Source organism: Nonomuraea turkmeniaca, assembly GCF_005889735.1.
In the GTDB taxonomy this organism is placed as follows: Bacteria; Actinomycetota; Actinomycetes; order Streptosporangiales; family Streptosporangiaceae; genus Nonomuraea; species Nonomuraea turkmeniaca.
In genome coordinates, this window is the sequence record NZ_VCKY01000077.1 from 1 (window position 1) to 20,917 (window position 20,917).

The 20,917-nt window shown below is 70.7% G+C and carries 11 protein-coding genes; 4 read left to right on the top strand and 7 right to left on the bottom strand.

What is annotated here, in order from left to right:
• Window positions 1-20: 20 nt before the first annotated feature.
• The 3 genes from ETD86_RS22915 to ETD86_RS22925 are packed head-to-tail and all read right to left on the bottom strand — an operon-like array spanning window position 21 to window position 11,484.
• A complete protein-coding gene (locus ETD86_RS22915; protein WP_138668214.1) occupies window positions 21-5,420 on the bottom strand; it encodes a type I polyketide synthase in 5,400 nt (1,799 codons plus the stop codon).
• Window positions 5,417-10,045: a non-ribosomal peptide synthetase gene (locus ETD86_RS22920; RefSeq protein WP_138668215.1), complete on the bottom strand. Its 4,629-nt coding sequence runs from the start codon at window positions 10,043-10,045 to the stop codon at window positions 5,417-5,419. The genes ETD86_RS22915 and ETD86_RS22920 overlap by 4 nt, the downstream gene beginning before the upstream one ends.
• Entirely contained in the window at window positions 10,042-11,484 is a 1,443-nt protein-coding gene (locus tag ETD86_RS22925; RefSeq protein ID WP_170223222.1) for a thioesterase domain-containing protein, read from the bottom strand. The genes ETD86_RS22920 and ETD86_RS22925 overlap by 4 nt, the downstream gene beginning before the upstream one ends.
• A gap of 538 nt (window positions 11,485-12,022) precedes the next feature.
• On the opposite strand from ETD86_RS22925, the gene ETD86_RS22930 reads away from it, so the two are divergent.
• On the top strand, window positions 12,023-13,015 hold the full coding sequence (locus tag ETD86_RS22930; protein ID WP_138668217.1) for a serine hydrolase domain-containing protein: 993 nt from the start codon (window positions 12,023-12,025) through the stop codon (window positions 13,013-13,015).
• Between the two features lie 196 nt (window positions 13,016-13,211).
• Window positions 13,212-13,931 (top strand): hypothetical protein, encoded by a 720-nt coding sequence (locus tag ETD86_RS22935; RefSeq protein ID WP_138668218.1) that lies wholly within the window; start codon window positions 13,212-13,214, stop codon window positions 13,929-13,931.
• A gap of 190 nt (window positions 13,932-14,121) precedes the next feature.
• Here ETD86_RS22935 and ETD86_RS22940 read toward each other — a convergent pair whose 3' ends face one another.
• A complete protein-coding gene (locus ETD86_RS22940) occupies window positions 14,122-15,222 on the bottom strand; it encodes an epoxide hydrolase family protein (protein ID WP_138668219.1) in 1,101 nt (366 codons plus the stop codon).
• A gap of 67 nt (window positions 15,223-15,289) precedes the next feature.
• Here ETD86_RS22940 and ETD86_RS22945 point away from each other — a divergent pair, with 67 nt between their 5' ends.
• Window positions 15,290-15,955, top strand: coding sequence for an ATP-binding protein (locus ETD86_RS22945; RefSeq protein ID WP_246148090.1), 666 nt, complete (start codon window positions 15,290-15,292; stop codon window positions 15,953-15,955).
• Window positions 15,956-15,983: 28 nt separating this feature from the next.
• Here the strand turns inward: ETD86_RS22945 and ETD86_RS22950 are convergent, their stop codons facing one another.
• From ETD86_RS22950 to ETD86_RS22960, 3 genes are all read right to left on the bottom strand, one after another.
• Window positions 15,984-17,279, bottom strand: a complete 1,296-nt coding sequence (locus ETD86_RS22950) for a threonine/serine exporter family protein (protein WP_138668220.1) — start codon at window positions 17,277-17,279, stop codon at window positions 15,984-15,986.
• Window positions 17,280-17,400: 121 nt separating this feature from the next.
• Entirely contained in the window at window positions 17,401-18,918 is a 1,518-nt protein-coding gene (nhaC, locus tag ETD86_RS22955) for a Na+/H+ antiporter NhaC (RefSeq protein WP_138668221.1), read from the bottom strand.
• Between the two features lie 441 nt (window positions 18,919-19,359).
• Window positions 19,360-19,995 (bottom strand): class I SAM-dependent methyltransferase, encoded by a 636-nt coding sequence (locus tag ETD86_RS22960; protein ID WP_138668222.1) that lies wholly within the window; start codon window positions 19,993-19,995, stop codon window positions 19,360-19,362.
• A gap of 90 nt (window positions 19,996-20,085) precedes the next feature.
• On the opposite strand from ETD86_RS22960, the gene ETD86_RS22965 reads away from it, so the two are divergent.
• Complete coding sequence (locus tag ETD86_RS22965) at window positions 20,086-20,682, top strand: helix-turn-helix domain-containing protein (RefSeq protein ID WP_138668223.1); 597 nt, start codon at window positions 20,086-20,088, stop codon at window positions 20,680-20,682.
• The last annotated feature ends 235 nt before the right edge of the window (window positions 20,683-20,917 follow it).

The window sequence follows — 20,917 nt, forward strand, 5'->3', positions numbered from 1 at the left end:
CTTTCTGGGCTCCGCGGGGGCTAGGAGATGTGTATAAGCGACAGGGGGGGCCCGGTGGTGGGCCCGGTGGTGGACGCTGCGGCGGCGTCGATCAGGGCTGCGACCCCGGCCACGGTCGGCTCCTCGAAGAGGCTGCGCATCGGCAGCCGCACCCCCAGCTCCTTGCGGATGAGGGCGATGAGCTGGACCGCGATGAGCGAGTTGCCGCCCAGCTCGAAGAAGTCGTCGTCGATGCCGATGTGGTCGCCGCCGAGCACCTCGCCCCACAGGCGGGCGATCGTGGCCTCGGCGTCGTCGCGCGGGGCGACGTAATCCTCGGCAGGCGCCTTGTCCTGCCGGTCGGCGATCGCCGCCGGATCGAGTTCGGTCTCGACGGTCTCCTGGGTCAGCGAGCCGACGCCGGCGACGAGCTCGGCCACCGTACTGGCTGCCACCACGACCTGAGGGCCGAGCGGGGCGGCGAGCAGCCGGCGCAGGGAGACGGCCCCGTCGGCCGGCCTGATGCCGACCGCATCGTCGGCCGCATCCGGGGCGGCGCGTTGAGAGTCGGCACTGGCGACGACCCCGGTGACCACGGCATCGGTGTCGATCCTCCGCAGGACGTAGTCGGAGACCTGCACCAGCACCGTGCCGTCGGGCGCGATCAACGTGACGTCGACGACCAGCACTTCGTCGGTGTCGGTGCTGGTGATACGCAGATGGCTCCAGAACGCCTCGGGCAGGCTCCCGCGCACGGTGATGCGGCCGTAGCCGAGCGGCAGGTAGTGACCCTCGATTCGGGTCCAGCTGAAGGTGGTGGCGGCGTCGAGCAGGGCCGGGTGCAGCCCCCAGCGGTCGAGATCGGCCAGCAGCACGTCGTTGGCCTCGAACAGGCCGAGCGCCTCCTGCTGGCCGATATGCGTGGCGGTCAGGGTCCTGCTCCAATGCCCGCCCAGCGTGAGCAGACCCGACAGCGGGACGCCGCCCTGCCCGTCCACCGAAGGCACGCAGCGATCCATGATCGCGCGTAGGTCCACGCGGTCAGCATGCGGCGGATTCACCTTGGCCGCCATGCCTCTGGCATGGGTACGGTGTGTCCCGCCGATGATGCTCTGCACCTGGAACTCCGCGCCGTCCGCCTCCGGGGTGAAGATCACCCTTACCTCGGCGGTCGCCCCGTCGGCCACCGACAGCGGTTCGACGAACACCACGTCTCGCAGCTCGACGAGCCCGCTGCCGGGCAGCACCGCCTCGGCGGCCGTCCTGGCCAGCTCGAGGTGACCGGTGCCCGGCAGCACCGGTACGTCGGCGATGCGGTGTTCGTCCAGCACCCAGTGCGTGCTCGGCGAGAGGGTGCCGCTGCACCAGTCGAGCCCGTTGCCAGCCTCCCCGGCGTGCCGCGCGGTGAGGACCGGGTGGTCGATCGCCTTGATCCGGTCGCCGCGCTGCAACGCGACGAATCCGGCGGGCGCCGCGGTCTCCGCCGCCATGCCGACTTCCAGCCACTTGCCCCAGTTGACGCTGACGATCTGGGCCGCCTTCCAGCCTCGTCCGGCGCGGGCGTGCGCGTCGAGGAAGTTGTTGGCCGCGCAGTAGTCGATCTGCCCGAACCCGCCGGCCACCGCGGTGATCGACGAGCAGAGCACCACGGCCTCGAGCTCCAGGTCGCCGAAGGCCTCCTGGAGCGCCAGCGTGCCGAGCACCTTGGGGCGGAGCACGGCCTCCGCCGCCTCCCTCTCCTTGATCTGGGCCATGCCGCCGCCGGGCAGGCCGGCCGCGTGCACGAGCACGTCCACCCGGCCGAAGGCGGCGAGCGTCTCGTCCCTGACCCGGCGCATGTGCGCCGGATCCGTCACGTCGGCGGCGAGGGTCAGCACCCGCGCCCCGGCGGCCTCCATGCGGCGGATCGCCGCGACGGCGCGCGCCTCGCGGGCCGACCGCGGCGGGCCGTCGGGCAGCCCGCTCCTGGACAGCAGGACGAGGTTGACGCGGGCGTGCGCCGCCAGATCCTCGGCCAGCGAGATGCCGATGCCGCCCAGACCGCCGGTGATCACATACACCTGGCCGTCGCGCGGCACACTCGGCTCGCTCGCCACCTCCACCTGCTCGTATCCGAGGAGCCACCGTTTCCCGCCGCGCAGGGCGACTGGGGCCAGCAGCCCGGCCTCGCCGGGCTCCGCCTCGCGGCCCAGCTCGGCGGCGATGCCACGCACCGCATCCCGGTCCGGCGCGTCGATGTGGCGGACACTCAGCCACGGCGTCTCCAGGGGGACGACCCGGGCGAAGGCGGCCAGCGTCGCGTGCTCCGGCCTGGTCAGATCGTCGCCGACGACGTCCATCGTGCCCGCGGTCACCAGATCGAGCCGCACACCACCCGAAGGCTGGGCCGCCGACAGCGCTTGCACGAGAGCCAAGACACCGAAGAAGCCGCGGTCCTGTGCCGCCCACGCCTGCTCGCCGCCGGTGAGGGCCCAGGCGTGCACGATCCGCTCGGGAATCTCGCCGACCGCTTCGAGCAGCGCGTCGTAGTCCTCCCGTACGGCTGGCCGTACCGTGAAATATCCGTCGAAAGCGTCGAACACCGCGTCGAACCCGGTGCCCGGCCGTACCTCCAGAACCTCGGCCCCGGAAGCGCGCAGTGCGTCAGCCAGCTCGGCCGAGTCCTCGTCCACGAAGGCCAGGCAGCGCGCGATCGGCGACGGCCCCGCCATCGCCTGGGCCGGACGGGCGGGTGCCTGGCGCCAGACGGGCACGCCGTACCACTGCTCGGGCGGCAGGGGCCCGTCGGCCTGCTGCGGGCGGGCGGCGCCGCCGGTGAAGGCGCCCTGCGGGTCGGGGTCGATCCAGGCGCGCTGCCGCTCCCACGGGTAAGTGGGCAGCGAGGTGCGGAAGCCGGGAGCGCCGAAGTCGTTCAGCTCGATGCCGTGGACCCAGAGCGTGCCCACGGCCTGCGAGAAGACCGCGACGTCACCGGCCCGATCGCGCGGGCCGGGCAGCGACGGCAGCGGGGCGATCGCACCGGCGGGCAGCTGGATGTCCGCCAGGCCGGACAGTTGCCGTCCCGGCCCGCACTCGATCATGATCCATTCGCCGTCGGCCAGGAGCGTCGAGACGCAGTCGCCGAAGCGGACCGGTTCGCGCACATGCCTGGCCCAGTAGGACGGGTCGGTGGCCTCCGCGGCGGTGATCCAGGTGCCGGTCACGTTGGACAGGAACGGCAGGCTCGGCGCGGCCGGCTCGGTGGCCGCGACCAGCTCGCGGAACTCGCCGAGCATCGGCTCCATCATCGCCGAGTGGAAGGCGTGCGAGGTGCGCAGCAGGGTGCAGCCGATGCCCTCCTCCTCCAGCATCTCGGCCAGTTCCCTGATCGACTCGGACGGGCCGGACACCACGCACGTGCCGGGGCCATTGATGGTGGCCACGGAGACGCCGTCGGGCAACATCGGCGCGATCTCGTCGGGCATGAGCTGCACGGCCAGCATGGAGCCCGGCGGCATGCCCTGGATCAGCCGCCCGCGCGCCGCGACCAGCCGCAACGCGTCGGGCAGCGTGAAGACGCCGGCGATGGTGGCCGCCGCGTACTCGCCGATGCTGTGGCCGATCATCGCGGCCGGTTCGACGCCCAGCGAGAGCCAGAGCCTGGCCAGCGCGTACTCGACCGTGAACAGGGCGGGCTGGGTGAGCGAGGTCTGCCTCAGCGCCTCGTCCGCCTCCTCGCCGGTGGCGAAGATCTGCTCACGCACGTCCAGGACGGCCGCGCACTCGTCGATCGCCTCGCGGAAGACCGGCTCGTTCCGGTACAGCTCCGCGGCCATGCCGCCGTACTGAGAGCCCTGACCGGAGAAGAGGAAGGCCACCTGCGGAGGTCGCTTCGGCTTGGCACCGGCGACGATCCGCTTGGGGTCGGCCAGCGCGGCCACCGCGTCGGCCGGTGACGTGGTGACGACGGCGGCCCGGTGCTTGAGCTCGCGGCGGCCCACGCGCAGCGTGAAGGCCACGTCGGCCAGGTCCGTCTCGGGGTGCGCGGCCAGGTGCGCCGCCAGCCGTTCCCGCGCGGCGGCCAGCGCGGACTCCGTCCTGGCCGACAGCTTCAGCAGGTGCGCGGGCCGCTCGCGGGGAAGCGGCGGGCGCGGCGGCGCCTCTTCCAGTACGGCATGCGCGTTCGTGCCGCCGATGCCGAACGAGCTGACCCCGGCGCGGCGCGGGAAGCCGTTGCGCTCCCACTTCGTCGGCGAGGAGACGACGTAGAACGGGCTCGCCGGGAAGTCGATCTTCGGGTTGGGCCTCGTGTAGTGCAGCGTCGGCGGGATCAGCTTGTTCTCCAGCGCCAGCACTGTCTTGATCACGCCGGGCATGCCGGCCGACTGGCCGAGGTGGCCGATGTTGCTCTTGACCGAGCCGATGCCGCACCACTGGGTGTCGGTCGTATGCTGCGCGAACACGCTGGACAGCGCGGCCACCTCGATCGGGTCGCCGAGCGTCGTGCCGGTGCCGTGCGCCTCGACGTAGGTGACCGTACGAGGATCCACGCCGCCCACACCCAGCGCCTGCGCGATCACCGCGGCCTGCCCGTCCAGGCTCGGCGCGGAGAAGCCCACCTTGCCCGCGCCGTCGTTGTTGATCGCGTTGCCCAGGACCACCGCGCGGATGTTGTCGCGGTCGTCGATCGCCTCGGACAGCCGCTTCAGCACGACGACGCCGCCGCCGCTGCCCCAGATGGTGCCGCCGGAGTCGGCGTCGAAGGAGCGGGTGTGCCCGTCGGGCGAGACGATGCCGTCCTGGTCGTAGACGTACCCCTCGCCCTGCGGCAGGTCCAGCATGGCCGCGCCGGCCAGCGCCATGTCGCATTCGCCGTTGCGCAGCGCCTCGCACGCGATGTGGAAGGCCACCAGCGCGCTCGAGCACGCGGTGTGCACGGTGTAGCTGGGGCCGCGCAGGTCGAGCTTGTAGGAGGTGAGGGTCGCGCAGTAGTCGACGTGGTTGCCCACCATGACCGCCAGCCAGCCGGCGTTCTTGTGGGCCTGGGCGTTGCTGCGGATGTTCCGCCACTGGTAGGCGTCCGTCCCGGTCCCGGCGTAGACCCCGATCTCGCCCGGATAGCGGAACGGGTCGTAGCCCGCATCCTCCAACGCCGTGTGCGACAGCTCGAGGAACAACCGATGTTGTGGATCGCGGACCTCTGCTTCCCTGATCGACATGCCGAAGAACGCCGCGTCGAAGTCCTCATGGTCTTCCAGCACCATGGCGGCCGGCACGAAGTTCGGGTCGGCCAGCACACCTTCCGCCACGCCCAGCGCCCGTTGCTCCTCCAGGGTGTAGGTGGTCAGCGACTCGACGCCGTCGGCGAGGTTGCGCCAGAACTGCTGCGCGTCACCCGCTCCCGGGACCCGGCACGACAAGCCGATGATCGCGATCGGCTCAGCCGTGGGCTCGTCCGTCATGGGGCAGTCCCCTTCTCGTTGCGGTTCCTCAACCTGTCTCGTCGTACGGCCAGGCGGCGCGCCGCCCGGTCCAGTCCCGGACTGCCGCCCGCGCCATCGAGATGAGCGGCGAGTGTGCGGATCGTGGGATGCCTGAACAGCTCCACGATCGGGATCTCGCGGCCGATCGCCGCCTTCAGCCGCGCCTGCACGGCGGCCATGGCCAGCGAGTGGCCGCCGATCTCGAAGAAGTTGTCGTCGGGGCCGAGCCGCGGCATGCCCAGCACGGCGTGCCACACCTGGGCGACCGTCTTCTGCGTGGGGCCGTCGACCTTCTGCGTGGGACCGTCGAGGCGGCCGTTGGCCTTCGGCTGCTCGACCGGCCGTCCGCGCAGCGCGGCGCGGTCCACCTTGCCGTTGGGCGTCAGCGGCAGCGCGGGCAGCGCCACCACCTCAGTGGGTACGGCGTGCTCGGGCAGCACGCGCCGCAGTTCCTCCAGGATTCGATGCGCCGCCAGCCCCGGCCGGGCGGGCACCACGTAGCCGATGAGCGTGCCTCCCTCGACCCTGGCCGCCGCGGCACGCACGTCCCGGCAGGCGGCGAGCGCCGCTTCCACCTCGCCCAGCTCGACCCGGAACCCGCGCACCTTCACCTGGTCGTCGGCGCGCCCCGCCGGGGTGATCGTGCCGTCGGGGTTGCGCCGGCCGAGGTCCCCGGTGCGGAAGCGGTCGCCGGCGAAGCGCCGGCTGGTCAGCGCTGGATCCAGGTAGCCGGTGGCCAGGTGGCGGCTGCGGACGACCACCTCGCCGAGCTCGCCCACACCGGCCCGCCTGCCGTCCGGCGCCACCACGATGATCTCGCTGCCCTCGATGGGCCGCCCGATCGGCACGATCTCCGGGTACGGCTCCGCGAGCTCGTGCCACGCGTGCACCTGTGGCGTCTCGGTCGTGCCGTAGAAGGCGACGAGCCGGGCATGAGGCACGAGCGTGCGCAGCCTGCCCGCCTCGGCACCGGTGAACCGGTCGCCACCCACGCCGGCCAGCCGCACGTCGGGCAGCGTGGCGCCGGTGCCCGCCAGCATCGCCGCGAGCTGTGGCGTCAGGTGGAGGACGGTGATCGCGTGCTCGCGCAGCCAGGTGACGAGTCTGGCGGGATCGCGGGTCAGCTCCTGCTCGGGCACGAACAGCTCGGCGCCCGCCGCGGCCGGGACGAACATGTCGCGCAGCGCCGGATCGTGGGCCAGCCCGGACAGGAGCGCGAACCGATCGTGCGGCTCGATGGCAAAGGTGCGGACATACCAGGAGAGGAAATGAGCCAGCGGCCTCTCGGCGGTGACGACCGGCTTGGGATCGCCTGTGGTGCCTGAGGTCATCGAGAGATAGCCGGGCCCCGGCAGATCAGCGCTCCCCTCGCGCAGCTCGATCTCGTGGTCCCGGAAGATCACCCGGGCTCCCGCGGCGGCGATCTGCCTCTCCTGTACGGCAGGAGGATGAGCCGAGTCGATCACCACCCACCGTGCCCCCGCCGCCAGCACGCCGAGCAGGATCCCCGGCAGCTCGGGCACCCGAGAGGCGACGACGGCCACCACGGCCCCCGGCTCGACACCCGCTTTCCGAAGCGCCGCCTCGGTCCGCCGCCGCGCTGGCGCATGCGCGTCGCCGACCAGCTCCAGCAGCCCGGGCCCGGCCCAGCCCGGGAGCTCCACGTCGGGGGAGTCGTGTCCCACCCGCCCCGTCAGCAGCTCGTCGAGCAGCTCGACGTAGCCGTCGACCAGCGCCGCCATGCGCTCGGCCGTATAGAGGTCGGGGTTGTAGACCAGCTCCAGCGCGTAACCGTCGCGCTGCTCGCTCACGTACATGGTCAGGTCGAACAGCGCCCCCGGCAGCCCGGGCCGCAACGGCTCGCTCGCGCAACCAGCCAGCTCCAGCCGGGCCTGCGCGAAGTTGTACATGTTGAACATGACCTGCGTGATCGGGTTGCGGCTCAGGTCGCGCGGCAGCCGCAGCGATTCCAGCAGCTGCCCGAGCGGCACGTCCCGGTGCCTGATCGCCGCGCCCAGCTCGGCCGCGCACGCCGTCACCTGCTCCGCGAAGTCCCCCTGAGGGCGCAGCCGCAGCGGCAGGACCTGCACGCACATCCCCACCAACGACTCGAACGCCACGTGCGGCCGGTCCGCGTACGCCGCTCCCACCACCAGGTCGTCCTGCCCCGACAGCCTGGACAGCTGCCGGCCGAAGGCCGCCAGCAGCACCGCGTACGGCGTGGCCCCCAGTCCCGCGGCCAGCTCGGCCACCCGCTTGGCGAGCGTCGCATCCAGCGCGCCCTGGCAGGAGGCGCCGTGGAAGGTCTGCGCGGGCGGCCTGGCTCCATCCCTCGGCAGATCCAGCACCAGCGGGGCATCGCGCAGGTGCTCTCGCCACCAGCTCAGCGCCTGGCCGTCGCCGTGCCCGCGCAGCCAGCGCACGTAGTCGGCGAACCCGTGCCCTGGCACCTCGACCTGCTCGCCGCGATAGGCGACGGCCAGGTCCCGGTAGAGCACATCCTGCGACCAGCCGTCGAACACCAGATGGTGCGCCGTCAGGCAGAGCACGTGCTCCTCCGGGCCGAGCCGGATGAGCCGCGCCCGGAACAGCGGCCCGGCGGCCAAGTCGAAACGCGCCCGCGCCTCCGCCTGCAACGCCTCGGCCAGATCCTCGGGGGAGCGGTCGTCGATCGGCAGCGGCACCTCGCCCGGCGGCGCGACCGTCACCTCCGGGATCCCTTCGCGCGCGCCCACCCGCCAGCGCAGCGCCTCGTGGACCGCCACCACGGCCGTGAGCGCGCGCTGGAGCGCGCCGGTGTCGAGCGGGCCGCGGATCCGCTCGGCCATCGCGATGTTGTGCGCGGTGGACGCCGGCGCCAGCTGCTCGACGAACCACATCCGGCGCTGGGCGGGGGAGAGCGCGGCAGGGCTCCCGGTAGGCGGCGCTGCGGCGGTCTCCCGCGGCGCGCGCTCCACCAGCGCACGCAGCCCGCCGAAGGTCCTGGCCGCGTACACGTCCTCGACCGACACCGCCCGGCCCAGCTCCGCGCGTACCGCGGTCACCAGCCGCATCGCCCGCAGTGAGTGCCCGCCGCGCTGGAAGAAGTCGTCTGCGTCGTCCGGGGCGGGCGCCTCCAGCACCCGCGCCCAGATCCCGGCCAGTCCCGTGCCGCTTCCCCGTTCCGGCTGGGACCGCGCCCTCAGCGTGGCGAGGTCGACCTTGCCCGAGGAGTTCAGCGGGAGGATGGCCAGCCGTACCAGCCTGCTCGGCAGCATGTACGGCGGGAGCCGCACCGCCAGATCCTCGCGCAGCTCGGCCAGGTCGGGCGCGTCCTCGGGCGTCACGTAGGCCACCAGCTCGCCCGCGAAGTCCACCACCGCCTGCAGCACCCCGGGATGCGCGCGCAGCGCCGAGTCCACCTCGCCGATCTCCACTCGCTGCCCCTGGACCTTCACCTGGCGGTCGAGGCGGCCCATGAACGAGATCTGGCCGTCCTCCTCCCACGCCACGTGATCGCCGGTCCGGTACAACCGCGCGCCCGGCTCCGCCGCGAAGGGGTCGGGCACGAAACGTTCGGCCGTCAGCCCGGGCCGGCCCAGGTACCCGCGGCTCACCTGCGGCCCACCGATGAACAGCTCACCGGGCACACCGGGCGGGCACTCGTTCAGTTCCTCGTCGAGGATGTGCGCCCGGCAGCCGCGCAACGGCCGCCCGATCGGCAGCGGCCGCTCCCACACGCCGTCGAACTCGCCGCCCACCACGCAGACGGTCGACTCGGTCGGGCCGTACCAGTTGTGGAAGCGCGCGTGCGCCGACCACCGCGCCACCTGCTCGGGCCCGGGCGGCTCGCCCGCCGTCACCACGTCCTTCAGGTACGGCAGGCGCGCCGGATCCACCAGTGGCAGCAACGCAGGCGGGATGAATCCCCAGGTGACGTCGTGCTCCTCCAGGAAGCGCTGTAACCGGGCCGGATCCACACGGTCCTCGTCCGGCACCAGCTGCACGCAGCCGCCGGCGGCCAGCGGGGCCAGCATGTCCAGCACCGAAACGTCGAAGCCCAGCGCGGAGAAGGCGACCGAGCGGCAGCTCGCGTCCAGGCCGAAGTGCGCGACCGTCGAGGTGGCGAAGGCGACCGCGCTGCGATGGCTGACCACCACGCCCTTGGGACGGCCGGTGGAGCCCGAGGTGTAGATGACGTAGGCCGCATTGCCCGGCACGGCGTCGCTCTCTTGCGGCGCCGCGGCGCCGGCCGAAGCCGGGACGAGGGTACGGCCGCAGCCGTCCAGGAGCTCGCGGCCGTGCCCGTCCACGACGACCACCGCGATCCCGGCGTCCTCCAGCACCTCCTCCAGGCGCTTGCGCGGATGACCCGGATCCAGCGGCACGTAGGCGCCGCCGGCGAGCATGATGCCCAGCACCGCCACCGGCATCAGCGGGGTACGGCGGGCGCACAGGCCCACCCGCGTCTCCGGCCCGACGCCGAGCTCGCGGAGCCGGCTCGCCAGCGCCCACGCTCGCTCGACCAGCTGGGCGTAGGTCAGCACGTTCTCCCATTGCCGGACCGCCGGGGCATCCGGGGTCTTCGCGGCCTGGGCCGTGATCAGACTGCTGAGGAGCGTCATCCTGCGGCCTCCACGCCCTGCCGTGCCAGCCGGCCTTGCCGTACCGTCTCGAAACGCAGCAGGAAACGCGGCGCGCGGACGGCGATCGCGGCGATCGCCCGGCCCAGCGGCAGGTGCGTCACCCGCCACTCCGCCAGCCGCGCCACCTCGGGCGCCACGTCGGGCACCCACGTCGCGCCCGGCCGCTGCCCGGCGAACCCGAACAGCGCCGGATCCACCCGCGGCCCGTCACCGGTCGCCTTCAGCACCGCCTTCTTCGCCGTCCACGTGCGCAGCGCGCTGTGCGACCGCAGCTCCTCGGGCAGCGCGGCGAACTCATCGCGCTCCCGCTCGTCCAGCGCCCCCTCGAAGAAGGCCTGCTCGTCGGCCGGCGGGCGGAAGCGCTCGAGGTCGGCGCCCACCTCCCGGCCCGTCGCCAGCGCGACCAGCACGAACCTGCCCGATTGGCTGAGGCTGTAGGTGAGCTCGGTCCCGGTGTACGGCTTGCCGCCGGGCCGGGTACGCAGCTCGCCGACGCCCGGCTCGACCCCGTACTCCCTGAGCAGCCGCCGCAGCAGCACCGACCTGCCGACGAACCAGCGCCGATGATCCTCCTGCCCGAACCTGGCCGCTCGTGCCGCCTCCCTGGGCGACAGCTCGTCGACGGCCGCGCACATCTCGGGCAGTTCCTCGAGGTCGGCCAGCCACACGTGCACCTCGTCCGGGGTCAGGCGCTGCTGGGGGCCCGCTGCGATCGTCCGCGCCACCTGATCGCCGTGCGTGGCGAGGAAGAGGTGCGCGGCGTCGAGCGTGTGCAGGCGGAAGGTCGAGGAGGTGTGGCGGGCCCAGCCGAGCATGGTGGGGTGGGCGACCTCTCGGTCATGAGCGCCGGCGAAGGCGACGATGGGGACGTCGAGCGGCTCCTGCCTGGTGAAGCGGTAACGGCGCAGCCACTCCATGTCCGTCCGCAGGGCGGGGATGAACAGAGCCTTGACCTCGGGCTGCGTCCGTAACTCCGGGGGCGCTCCCAGCCGGTGGATCAGCTCTTCGATCAGGTCCTCGTCACTCAGGCCCGTCCACCGCCCCAGCGTCTCCTGGCGCTCCGGCGGGTGCGCGGCGCCGACGTAGAGGCATTCGGGCCCGCGCACGCCCAGCCGCCGCAGCTCGCGCACCACCTCGAAGGCGACCCGGCCGCCCATGCTGTGCCCATAGATCGAGTACGGCGTGCGGTGGTGGGCGGCGATGGACCGTGCGATCAGCTCCGGGGAGAGGGCCCCGGGTTCCGCCACCCGGCCTTCACGACCGGGGAGCATCACCACCCGTACGTCGAAGACTCCGTCGAACGCGTGCCGCCACGCCCAGAACGCGGAGACGTCTCCACCGGCGTAGGGGAGGCAGAAGAGGAGCGGAGCGCCGGTCGGGTATCGCCTCAGCGAGGCGAACGGTGTCTCGGGTAGCACATGTTCCTCTCGCATTGCTACGCGAAGTCACCCCCCCAAACGGATCCACCGCGCCGTGCGAGGTCGTCGCGCGGGCAGCAGGAACTATGGGCCGCTCGTCAGGGTTCGTCGTGGCGAGGACCGGTTAACGCCTAAAGCCACGCCATTCCTATTATTTTGTCCGAAAGTCAGTCAAGGAGTGAAATTTCAACCAATGACGGAATAGAGGTTTCGGGCATCGAATTTCCGCTGCCCGTGGGCGTCTCGGTGGGTGGTGCAACCTCTCCAGCTGGGCGGATGATCACTGCTCCGCCCTGCGCCAGGGGCGTCTGTCACGCTGCGTGAAGATCTCGTTCATCCACGGAATGCCCGTAACCGGGGTTTCGGTCTTGGTGTTGATAAGACTTCTTCCCATATTGACTAATTGAGTCGAGTTTATTCGACATATCGGTCAGAGAGCTGATGATCTTGCTGGCAGTAGCCTTGCGGGGTGTTGACAGCAGTCGGACTGCGGCGGGCCGGCCTTCCCCCCGAAAAGCTCGGACATCACTATCAAGTCATGCGGATCCCAGCCGTCCTCGCCCTGCTCTGCGCGGTCGCGTGCAGCTCTCCCGTCCCCCGGACGCCGTCCGTACGGCCCTCCCCGGCGCCGGCCGTGCAGGCGGAGGCCACGCGGCTGGTCGAGGCCGGATCGTCGGGCGCGGTGGTGCACGTCAGAAAGGGCGATCAGACGTGGCAGGCGGCGGCAGGGCAGGCGGACACCGGGGTGCCGATGCGGACCGATCACCGGTTCAGGATCGCGAGCATCACCAAGACGTTCACCGCGACGCTCGTTCTGCAGCAGGTCGAGGAGGGGCGGCTGGCGCTCACCGACCGGGTGGGCAAAGTCCTGCCCGGTGTCATCAAGACGAAGGCGACCGTGGCGGACCTGCTCAGGCACACCAGCGGCATCTCCGACTACCTGCGCGACGAGCGTTTCGTCAAGGCCTTGGGCAACGGCGCCCACCTGCGGCACTGGCCGCCGCGAGAACTGCTGAAATATGCGGACAAAGAGGCACAGGGCTATTCCAACACCAACTTCATCCTGCTCGGCATGATTCTGGAGAAGGTGTCCCGCAAGCCGTACAGGGAACTGCTGCGCGAGCGCATCACGGGCCCGCAGGGTTTGACCGCGACCGAGCTGCCGACCGACGACCTGCCCAAGGATCTCGCGCACGGAGTCCACACCGACGGGGTGGACAACGCCGAGCTGGACTCGTCGATCTTCTGGACCGCGGGCGGGCTGATCTCGACCGCGGCCGACGTGTCGAGCTTCTACCACTGGGTGTTCACCCAGACCTTGGGCAGGCAACTGCAGACCGGCGGCTTCGGAATCTTCGCCGAGACGCTCCGCTGCGGGCGGCGCGTGTTCAGCCATTCCGGGTGGATCTTCGGCTACAGCGGGATGGCGATGAGCAGTGCGGACGGCGAGACGGAGGTGGTCGTCCAGCTGGCTTCCGGCCAACCGGCCGACGCCATCGCCGCAGCCGAGCGGCTCATGTGCGCCGCATAGCAGAGACAGCGGACGACGCACGACAGCATGGACAACGGAACCCTCCAACGGCTCGACGCCGGCGACCTCTCGTGGACCGGACATCCTGACCGAGAGGCCGGCCCGCGCCGCACAGGCGTGGCCGCGACATGCTCAGGCGTGATCTGAGTAGATCAGCGCTCGTGCCCGCTCGGTCCCCGGGGGGACGCTGAGGCGTATGAAATGGTGGTTGTTACTCGCTTGCCTGCTCGTCACGCTGCTCACCGCCTGGCTGATCCTCTACGCGGGCGTGGCGCTGTCCACGCTCGTCTCGCTGGGCCTCGGCGCGATCAGCCTGCTCTGGCTGCTCGTCATCCTGACCGTCCCCTGGAATCTGTGCTTCACCGCCCGCCACGTCGTCCACGAGATCCAGGTGTCCAGGGAGGCCGGCATCGAGGTGGCCCGGCACCGCGAGGAGGAGGCCGGGAGCATCGCCCGCCGCATGCTCGCGCTTGCGATCTCCGGTCACGTCGTGTCGGCGGTGGTGATCGCGATCATCACGTACTTCTCCGGCGCTCAGGTCGGCTACTACTTCGCCGCGTTCTACCTGCTGGCGACCTGCTTCCGGCCGATCGGGGCGTACACGTCGCACCTGCGCGACCGGATCAAGACGCTGGGACGCGAGGTGCGCTACCCCCGTGCGGACGTGCTTGCCCTGAGAGATCAGGTCGCCGCGCTGCACGCCACGACCGAACGCCTCGAGCGCGAGTTCACCCGGCTCACGGCGGACCTGGCCGCGGCTCGGCACGGGCTGGAGCTGGCCGACCATGATCTGGGACGCCGGATGACGCTCATGACCCGGCGTTTCGACGAGACCGTGGACGGGCTGGCCGACAACCACGAGGTCATCACGGGGTTGAAGGCGTTCCTGCGGCTGGTCAGAGCGGACCCTGCGTAGGGGCCGCGGGCGGCGGCCAGGGAGTCGCGTTTGTGGGTGTCGACCGCGGCCGCCGCGATCGCCCTGGTGATCGCAGGGACGGCTGGGCGGTCGGCGGTGCGGCAACTATGGCGGCCAGCACCGCGGCCATCCCACCTGGAGGGCGAGGGCACCGCCGCCTTCTTCGTCCCGGTGGAGACCGCGTCCTTGTCTAGTGGAGGCCGCCGAAGAAGTCGCGCACGTCGGAGGTGAGCAGTTCAGGCTGTTCCAGCGCCAGGTAGGCCCCGCCACGGTCGAACTCCGTCCAGCGGGCGACGTTCGCTTCCTGCTCGGCCAAGCTGCGCACCGTCACGTCACCGGCCGCCACCGCGAAGGCTGCCGGGACCGTGACCTTGGCCTTCGGCCCCCACGCATTCGGGTCATGGGAGACATCGTGGTAGCTCTGCGAGATCGAGCCCTGGGTGCCGGTGAACCACTGGGTGCTCACCTCGGTCAGGATGCGGTCGCGGGAGAAGGCGTCCTCGGGCAGCTCGGCGTCGTCGTCCGTCCATTCCTTGAACTTCTCCACGATCCAGGCGGCCTGGCCTACGGGGGAGTCGTGCAGGCCATGCGAGATGGTCTGCGGGCGGGTGGTCATGATGATGTTGAAGCCGAGTCCGTCCTGCATGAGCCTCTGCATGAGGCCCAGCCGCCGCTGCTCGTCCTCGTTCAGCTCGGGCAGCTCACCGGCTGGGATCGTGACGTAGGCGTTGACGTGGATGCCGGCGAGGCGCTGGGGAACCTGGCGGCCGAGCTCCATGGACAGGTTGGCGCCGCCGCCTCCACCGTGCGCGCCGTACCGCTCGTATCCGAGGCGGGACATCAGCTCGTCGAACAGCGCGGCGGTGCGTGGGACGGTCCAGCCGACACTGGCCAGCGGCGTGGAGAAGCCGAAGCCGGGCATGGTGGGGGCCACGACGTGGAAGTGGCGCGACAGAGGCGTGAGCACGTCCAGCAGGCCGATGATCCCGCCTGGGTTGTCGTGCATGAGCAGCAGCGGCAGCGCGTCCTCACGTTCGGCGCGGATGTGCCGGAAGTGCAAGGTCTGGCCGTCGATCTCGGTCCTGTACTGCGGCCACTGGTTGAGCTCGGCCTCCGCCTTGCGCCAGTCAAAGTGGTTGACCCAGTAGTCGGCCAGCCCCCTGAGATAGTCGGCCGGCACGCCGCGCTCCCACCCGGCGCCGGGCAGCTCGGGCGACCAGCGGGTGCGGATCGGGCGTTCGCGCAGGTCATCCAGGGCTTCTTGCGGGATGTCTATCTGGAAGGGCGTCATGGTGCGAAACTAGGGCGTTGTCGGGAGAGGGCGAATGAGTCATCTCATAGGTAATAGGCTGCGCCCTGTGCTGTGGGGGCGCGACGGCGAGCAGGCCACCATGCACCAACTGCTGGCCGAGGCCCGCGAGGGCGCGAGCGTCGTGCTGGTGCTGCGCGGTGATCCCGGCATCGGCAAGACCGCGCTCCTCGACTACGCCGCTTCGGCCGCGGACGGGATGCGCGTCCTGCGCGGCGCCTTCGGTCTCGGACCCGCCGCGGGAGACCGCTTCCTCGTCAGCCTCGGCGTGCTGTCCCTGCTGTCGGAGCTGGCCGAGGAGGGCGGCCTGCTCTGCCTGGTCGACGAGGCCCACTGGCTCGACCACGCCTCGGCCGACGCGCTGCTCATCGCCGCCAGGCGCCTGGACGCCGACGGTGTCGCCCTGCTCTTCGCCGCTCGCGACCCCGGCTTCCCCGCGCCCGGACTGCCCGAGTACCGGCTCGGCGGCCTGCTGCCCGCCGACGCCGCCAAGCTGCTCGACGCCACCGCGGGCGAGCTGCCGGTCGGGCTGCGCCACCGTGTGCTCGGCGAAGCCGACGGCAACCCGCTGGCCCTCATCGAGCTATCTGATCTTCGTACGTCTCGCGGGTCGGCCGGAGCTCCTGGGCCGCTCGCAGAGGTCGAAGGAGGCGGAAATTCTGGTTCTGCGTCGTCAGCTTGCGGTGTCGCGAGGCGCGGCCCGCCTGGGACGTGATTCACGCGTGTCTCACCGCTGGCGGACGTCAATAGCCCCTGGTGCGGCGGGCGGCTGGGCGGATGCGACGCGCTATGTCGCGACCGCTCAGAGCACGGAGCACGTCGATGCCCAGGATCGCTCCGGCGCCGATGGCCAAGGCAGTTGACAGGGCCTCGATCAGGTAATGTGTGCCGCCGAGCACGTCACCGAGGCTCAGCTTCAACATTCCGCGAAACAGCACCGAGCCCGGCAGCAGTGGCCCGATCGCCGGAATCACGAACAACATCGGTGGTACTCGCACCCGGTTCGCGTACATCGAGCCCAGCAGCCCTATCACGGCGGCGGCCACCGCGGTGGCGAGCACCGCCGGCCAGGCCAGCCAGCGCAGACAGACATAAGCGCTCCAAATGATCAGGCCACCGAGGGCTGCCGGTGGTATGTGCCTGGGCGGCACGCGTAGCGCCACGGCGAACGTCAGCCCCAGCATGAGCGCCCCGAGCAGTTGCGGCGCTGCCAGCGACAGCGGTGCTGTGGGCGCATCGTCCAGGGTGATCGGCACACCCGCTTTGACGGCGAAGGTGAGCATGATGCCGATTCCCGAGAGGACGGCTGCCACGATGAACACGACCTCCGACAGCCGCGCGGTGGCGGTGACGTATTCGCCGGCGATGCCGTCCTGCACGCAGGCGACGAGCGGCCGGCCTGGCAACAACGCGATCACCGCTCCGACGACGACCGCTGAGGCCTGGACGGGTATCTGCTGCCAGATCATGAGCACCGCGGTTGCGGCGCCGACGGCCGCCGCCACGGCCGTTTGGAAGAACTCCGCGACTCCCCGCCTGGCCAGCCATGTCCCGGCTCGATCCCCGAGGAGGGTCGCGATGAACGCGGCCAGCGCCACCACGGGATCGCCACCGGTCAGTACCGCTGCCGAGGCCGCGACCAGTGGGGGCGCCGTGGCCGCCACCCATCGTGGATAGATCCTGGCGCGGCTACTGAGCTCGTGCAGGCGCTCGCGTGCCACTGTCAGCGGCAACTTCTGGGCGATGATCTCGCCGACCAGGTCGTGCAGCGCAACCAGTCGGGCGAAGTCAGGTTGGCGTCTGCGCACTCTCCGTTCGGCCGTGACCGGCGGACGGCCGTCGTCCGGGACATTGGACAGCGTCAACGCCGACAGGTTCACATCTGCCTCGATCCGGCGCACACCGTAGGTTCGCGCGATCGCGCGCATCGCGTTCGTGACGTTTTCGGTGCCCTCTCCGTTGGCGAGCAGCAACTCGCCGACGCGCAGCGCCAGGCTCACGGCGCGGTTGGCGTCGGCGTCGGAGACGGTCTCGCTCATTCAGCGATCTCTTCTACTGGCCGATCGCGGCATTCAGACCGGTGCCGACCATGGAACGACCACCATCGCGGTCAGGATCGGCGGCGACGCCCCGCGCGCGGCCCGAGCCTGCGTGTGGGTCTCACTCACCGCGCGGCTTCCCGTCCTTGGCCTGATCCTCCGGGGACACATGCTCGATCTTGAAGCCGCTGAACCCGTACACGACGCTGAGCAGCGGACTGGCGATATTGAAGAAGCAGAACGGCAGGTAGGCCAGCGTCGGTACGCCCAGCACCGCACCCATGAACGCGCCGCAGGAATTCCACGGCACCAGCGGTGACGTGACCGTGCCGCTGTCGGCGGTCAGCCGCGACAAGTTCGTCGGTGCAAGACCGCGCTTGGCGAACTCGGCCCGAAACACCCGCGCCGGCAACACCAGCGCGATGTACTGGTCACCGGCGACGATGTTGAGCCCGAAGGCGCTGGCGAACACCGCCACGAACAGCCGGCCGGTGCCCTTGGCCGCCCGCACCATCGGATCGATCAGCCGCTTGAGCAGGCCGAAATCCTCCAGCAGCGTACCGAACGTGACCGCACCGATGATCAGCCACAGCGTCGGCAGCATGCTGTCCATCCCACCGCGTGACAGCAGCCGGTCCACATCCGCCAGACCGGAACTCTTCACATACCCGTTCGCCATCGCCCGCCAGATCGCCTTGATCCCGGCCACGACCGGATTCAGCCCGGGCTCACCAACGAACGCGCGGATCACCGCGGGCTGGGTGAAGATCCCCACGATCCCGGCGAAGATCGCCGCCGCCATCAGCGCCAGCGTCGCCGGCACCCTGCGCGCCGACAGTACGATCAGCAACAGCAGCGGCAACAGGTTCAGCGGAGTGATCCAGTAGATGTCGCCCAGAGCGGTCAGCTCACTCGCGGTGTCACCCATGTCGGTCGCGGCCGGCCCCCACACCCAGCCGATCAACAGGAACAGTACGAAGGCGATCACGAACGCCGGGATCGACGTCCAGGCCTGCCGCTTGATGTGGTCATAGACGTTGACCCGGACCATCTGTGCGCTCAGTACCGTGGTCTCCGACAACGGGGACAGCTTGTCCCCGAGGTAGGCGCCCGAGATCACCGCCCCGGCGGTGACCGGCGCCGACACCCCCAGCATGGTCGCGATGCCCACCAGCCCGACGCCGATCGTGGCGGCCGTGGTCCACGAACTGCCGATCGACATCGCCACGATGCCGCAGAGCAGCGCGGCGGCGGCGTAGTACCAGCCCGGCGACAGCACCTGGATCCCGTAGTACACCAGGGTCGGGATCGTCCCGGACATGTTCCATGTGCCGATCAGCGCGCCCACCGCCAGCAGGATGAAAACCGCGCTGGTGACCGACGACAGCGCGCGCTGCCCGCTGGCCTCGACCTCATCCCACCGGTTTCCGTTCTTCAGCACCACCAGCATCGCGACCAGCGCGCACAACACCAGCGCCACCTGGATCGGCCCGTCGAGGGCGTCCAAGCCGAACAACGCCAGCGACCCACCGATCAGCACCACCAGCGTGACCAGAACGATCACCAGATCGGCCAGCGACGGCGGGCGAACCGACCTGCCCGTGTCCTCCCGGGTGTTGTCCTCCGTGCTGTCGCTCATGACCTCGCCAGCCGCGCACCCGCAGCCCCGGCTTTCCGCCGTCCGCCGGTCACGCCCGGCGATGCGCTTCCCGATCGTGCCGGCTTCGACGGTGCCCGCTCCCCGGCGGCCGGACACACGCCTGCCGCCTGTGCTGAAGCGCCGGCATCCGGCCACGACCGACACCGCATGGGCTCCCCCTTGAGATCTCTGATCTGGCCCCTCACCACCGGCGGGAACCCACGTCACGTGCGAGGCGACGTACCCCGCCATCTGCGGTGACAGCGCCCACAACAAGTCAAGTTTCGTTCTACGTCACCTTGCGCGGACGGGCCAGGCGTCCTCGGCCACGGCGCCCACCACCCGGTGAGCTCGTGCCGGCACCACGGCGGCGGCAAAGCCTGGCTCGCCACCCTCGGCCATCGGCGCCGCAGCGGGCCCTGGCGCTGTCGGATGGCGTGATTACCGGCGTCGGGTGGCGCGCACGACCACGTCGTGGAGGGGGACCGCTCGGCCCCCAGGGCCGGTGAGCGTGCGGAGGTGCTCATCGGCGGTGACGATCTCCCACTCCATGCCGTCCAGGCGCGCGGTGATGGTCGCGGAGGTGGCCGACGCTTCGGCGGGAGGGTGGTGCCCGTGACCGGTAGAGCCCGGGGTGTCCAGATGCCCCACGATGAGCAGCGTGCCGCCGGGAGCCACCCATCCGGCGATGCGGTCGTAGAACTCCAACTGCGGCATCGCCGGGTGGGCGTAGTGGGTCATAACCAGGTCGAACTGCGCGCCGGGGCTCCAGACGCTCAGATCCGCCTCAACCCACTGCAAGCGCTCGGGGGCCCCGTTCGTCGCCGCGCGCTCGGCAGCGCGAGCAAGGGCCTCGGACGAGATGTCGGCTGCGGTGACGTGCCAGCCGTGGGAGGCAAGCCAGATCGCCTCGGCGCCGCCGCCGCACCCCGCATCCAGTGCCGTGCCGGGTGTCAGGCCGCTGGTCTCACGAGCGAGGTACGGGTTCGGCGGGTTGCCGCCCATGGATCCGGGGCCCCCAGCTCGCCCCTGTTGCCAATGCCGCTCCCAGAAGTCCTTGTCGAATTGCTGCGTCATAGGTCATCCTCCTCGCTCGCGTTGGTTCGTCATGGTGCTGATGAAGAAGGCGGATGTGCAAACGTTGTTGCCGAATGGCAAAATGGAGGGATGGATGATGCCGTTGACCGCACTCTTGACGCTGTCGGACCGAGGTTGAAGCGCCTTCGGCTGCATCGAGACGTCACGCTCGCCGACCTCGCGGCCGAGACCGGCATCTCCACCAGCACCTTGTCCCGGCTCGAGGCCGGCCTGCGCCGTCCCACGCTCGAGCAGCTGCTTCCGCTGGCTCGCGCCTACGGAGTCACACTCGACGAGCTCGTCGATGCGCCGCCGACCGGCGACCCGCGCATCAATCTGCGTCCCATCCCCTGCGGCGACGGCTCGGTCATCCTGCCGCTGACCCGTAGGCCCGGAGGGATCCAGGCCTACAAGTTCGTCCTCCCGGCCGGAAGCGACGTCGCCGAACCCGACCTGCGCACCCACGAGGGTTACGACTGGGTCTATGTCCTCAACGGAACACTCCGCCTTGTGCTCGGGGAACACGACCTCATCCTCAAGCCCGGGGAGGCCGCGGAGTTCGACACACGCACCCCGCACTGGTTCGGGGCCACCAGCGCTGGTCCCGTCGAGTACCTGAGTCTCATCGGGAAACAAGGCGAACGCGCGCACGTCCGGGTAGCGCCGAGACATGCCCCGGCCGAGTAAGAAAACTGAGGGATCTCAGCGATGAGCCAGGGTCCGGTGTGCCGGCGCACCGTGCAGGCCACGCTGAAGGCCTCCCGCACCAACGAGGAAGGGCTGAACGCGGGTCGAGGCGTGGAACCGTGCCAGCGCGGTGATCTGCCACGGCCGCGGCGGCGAGATCTCCACTGCGTCGAGGATGATGTGCCGCCGGGAGGGCTTTTGTCCTTAGATGATTCGCTTCATCGTCTATATGCTT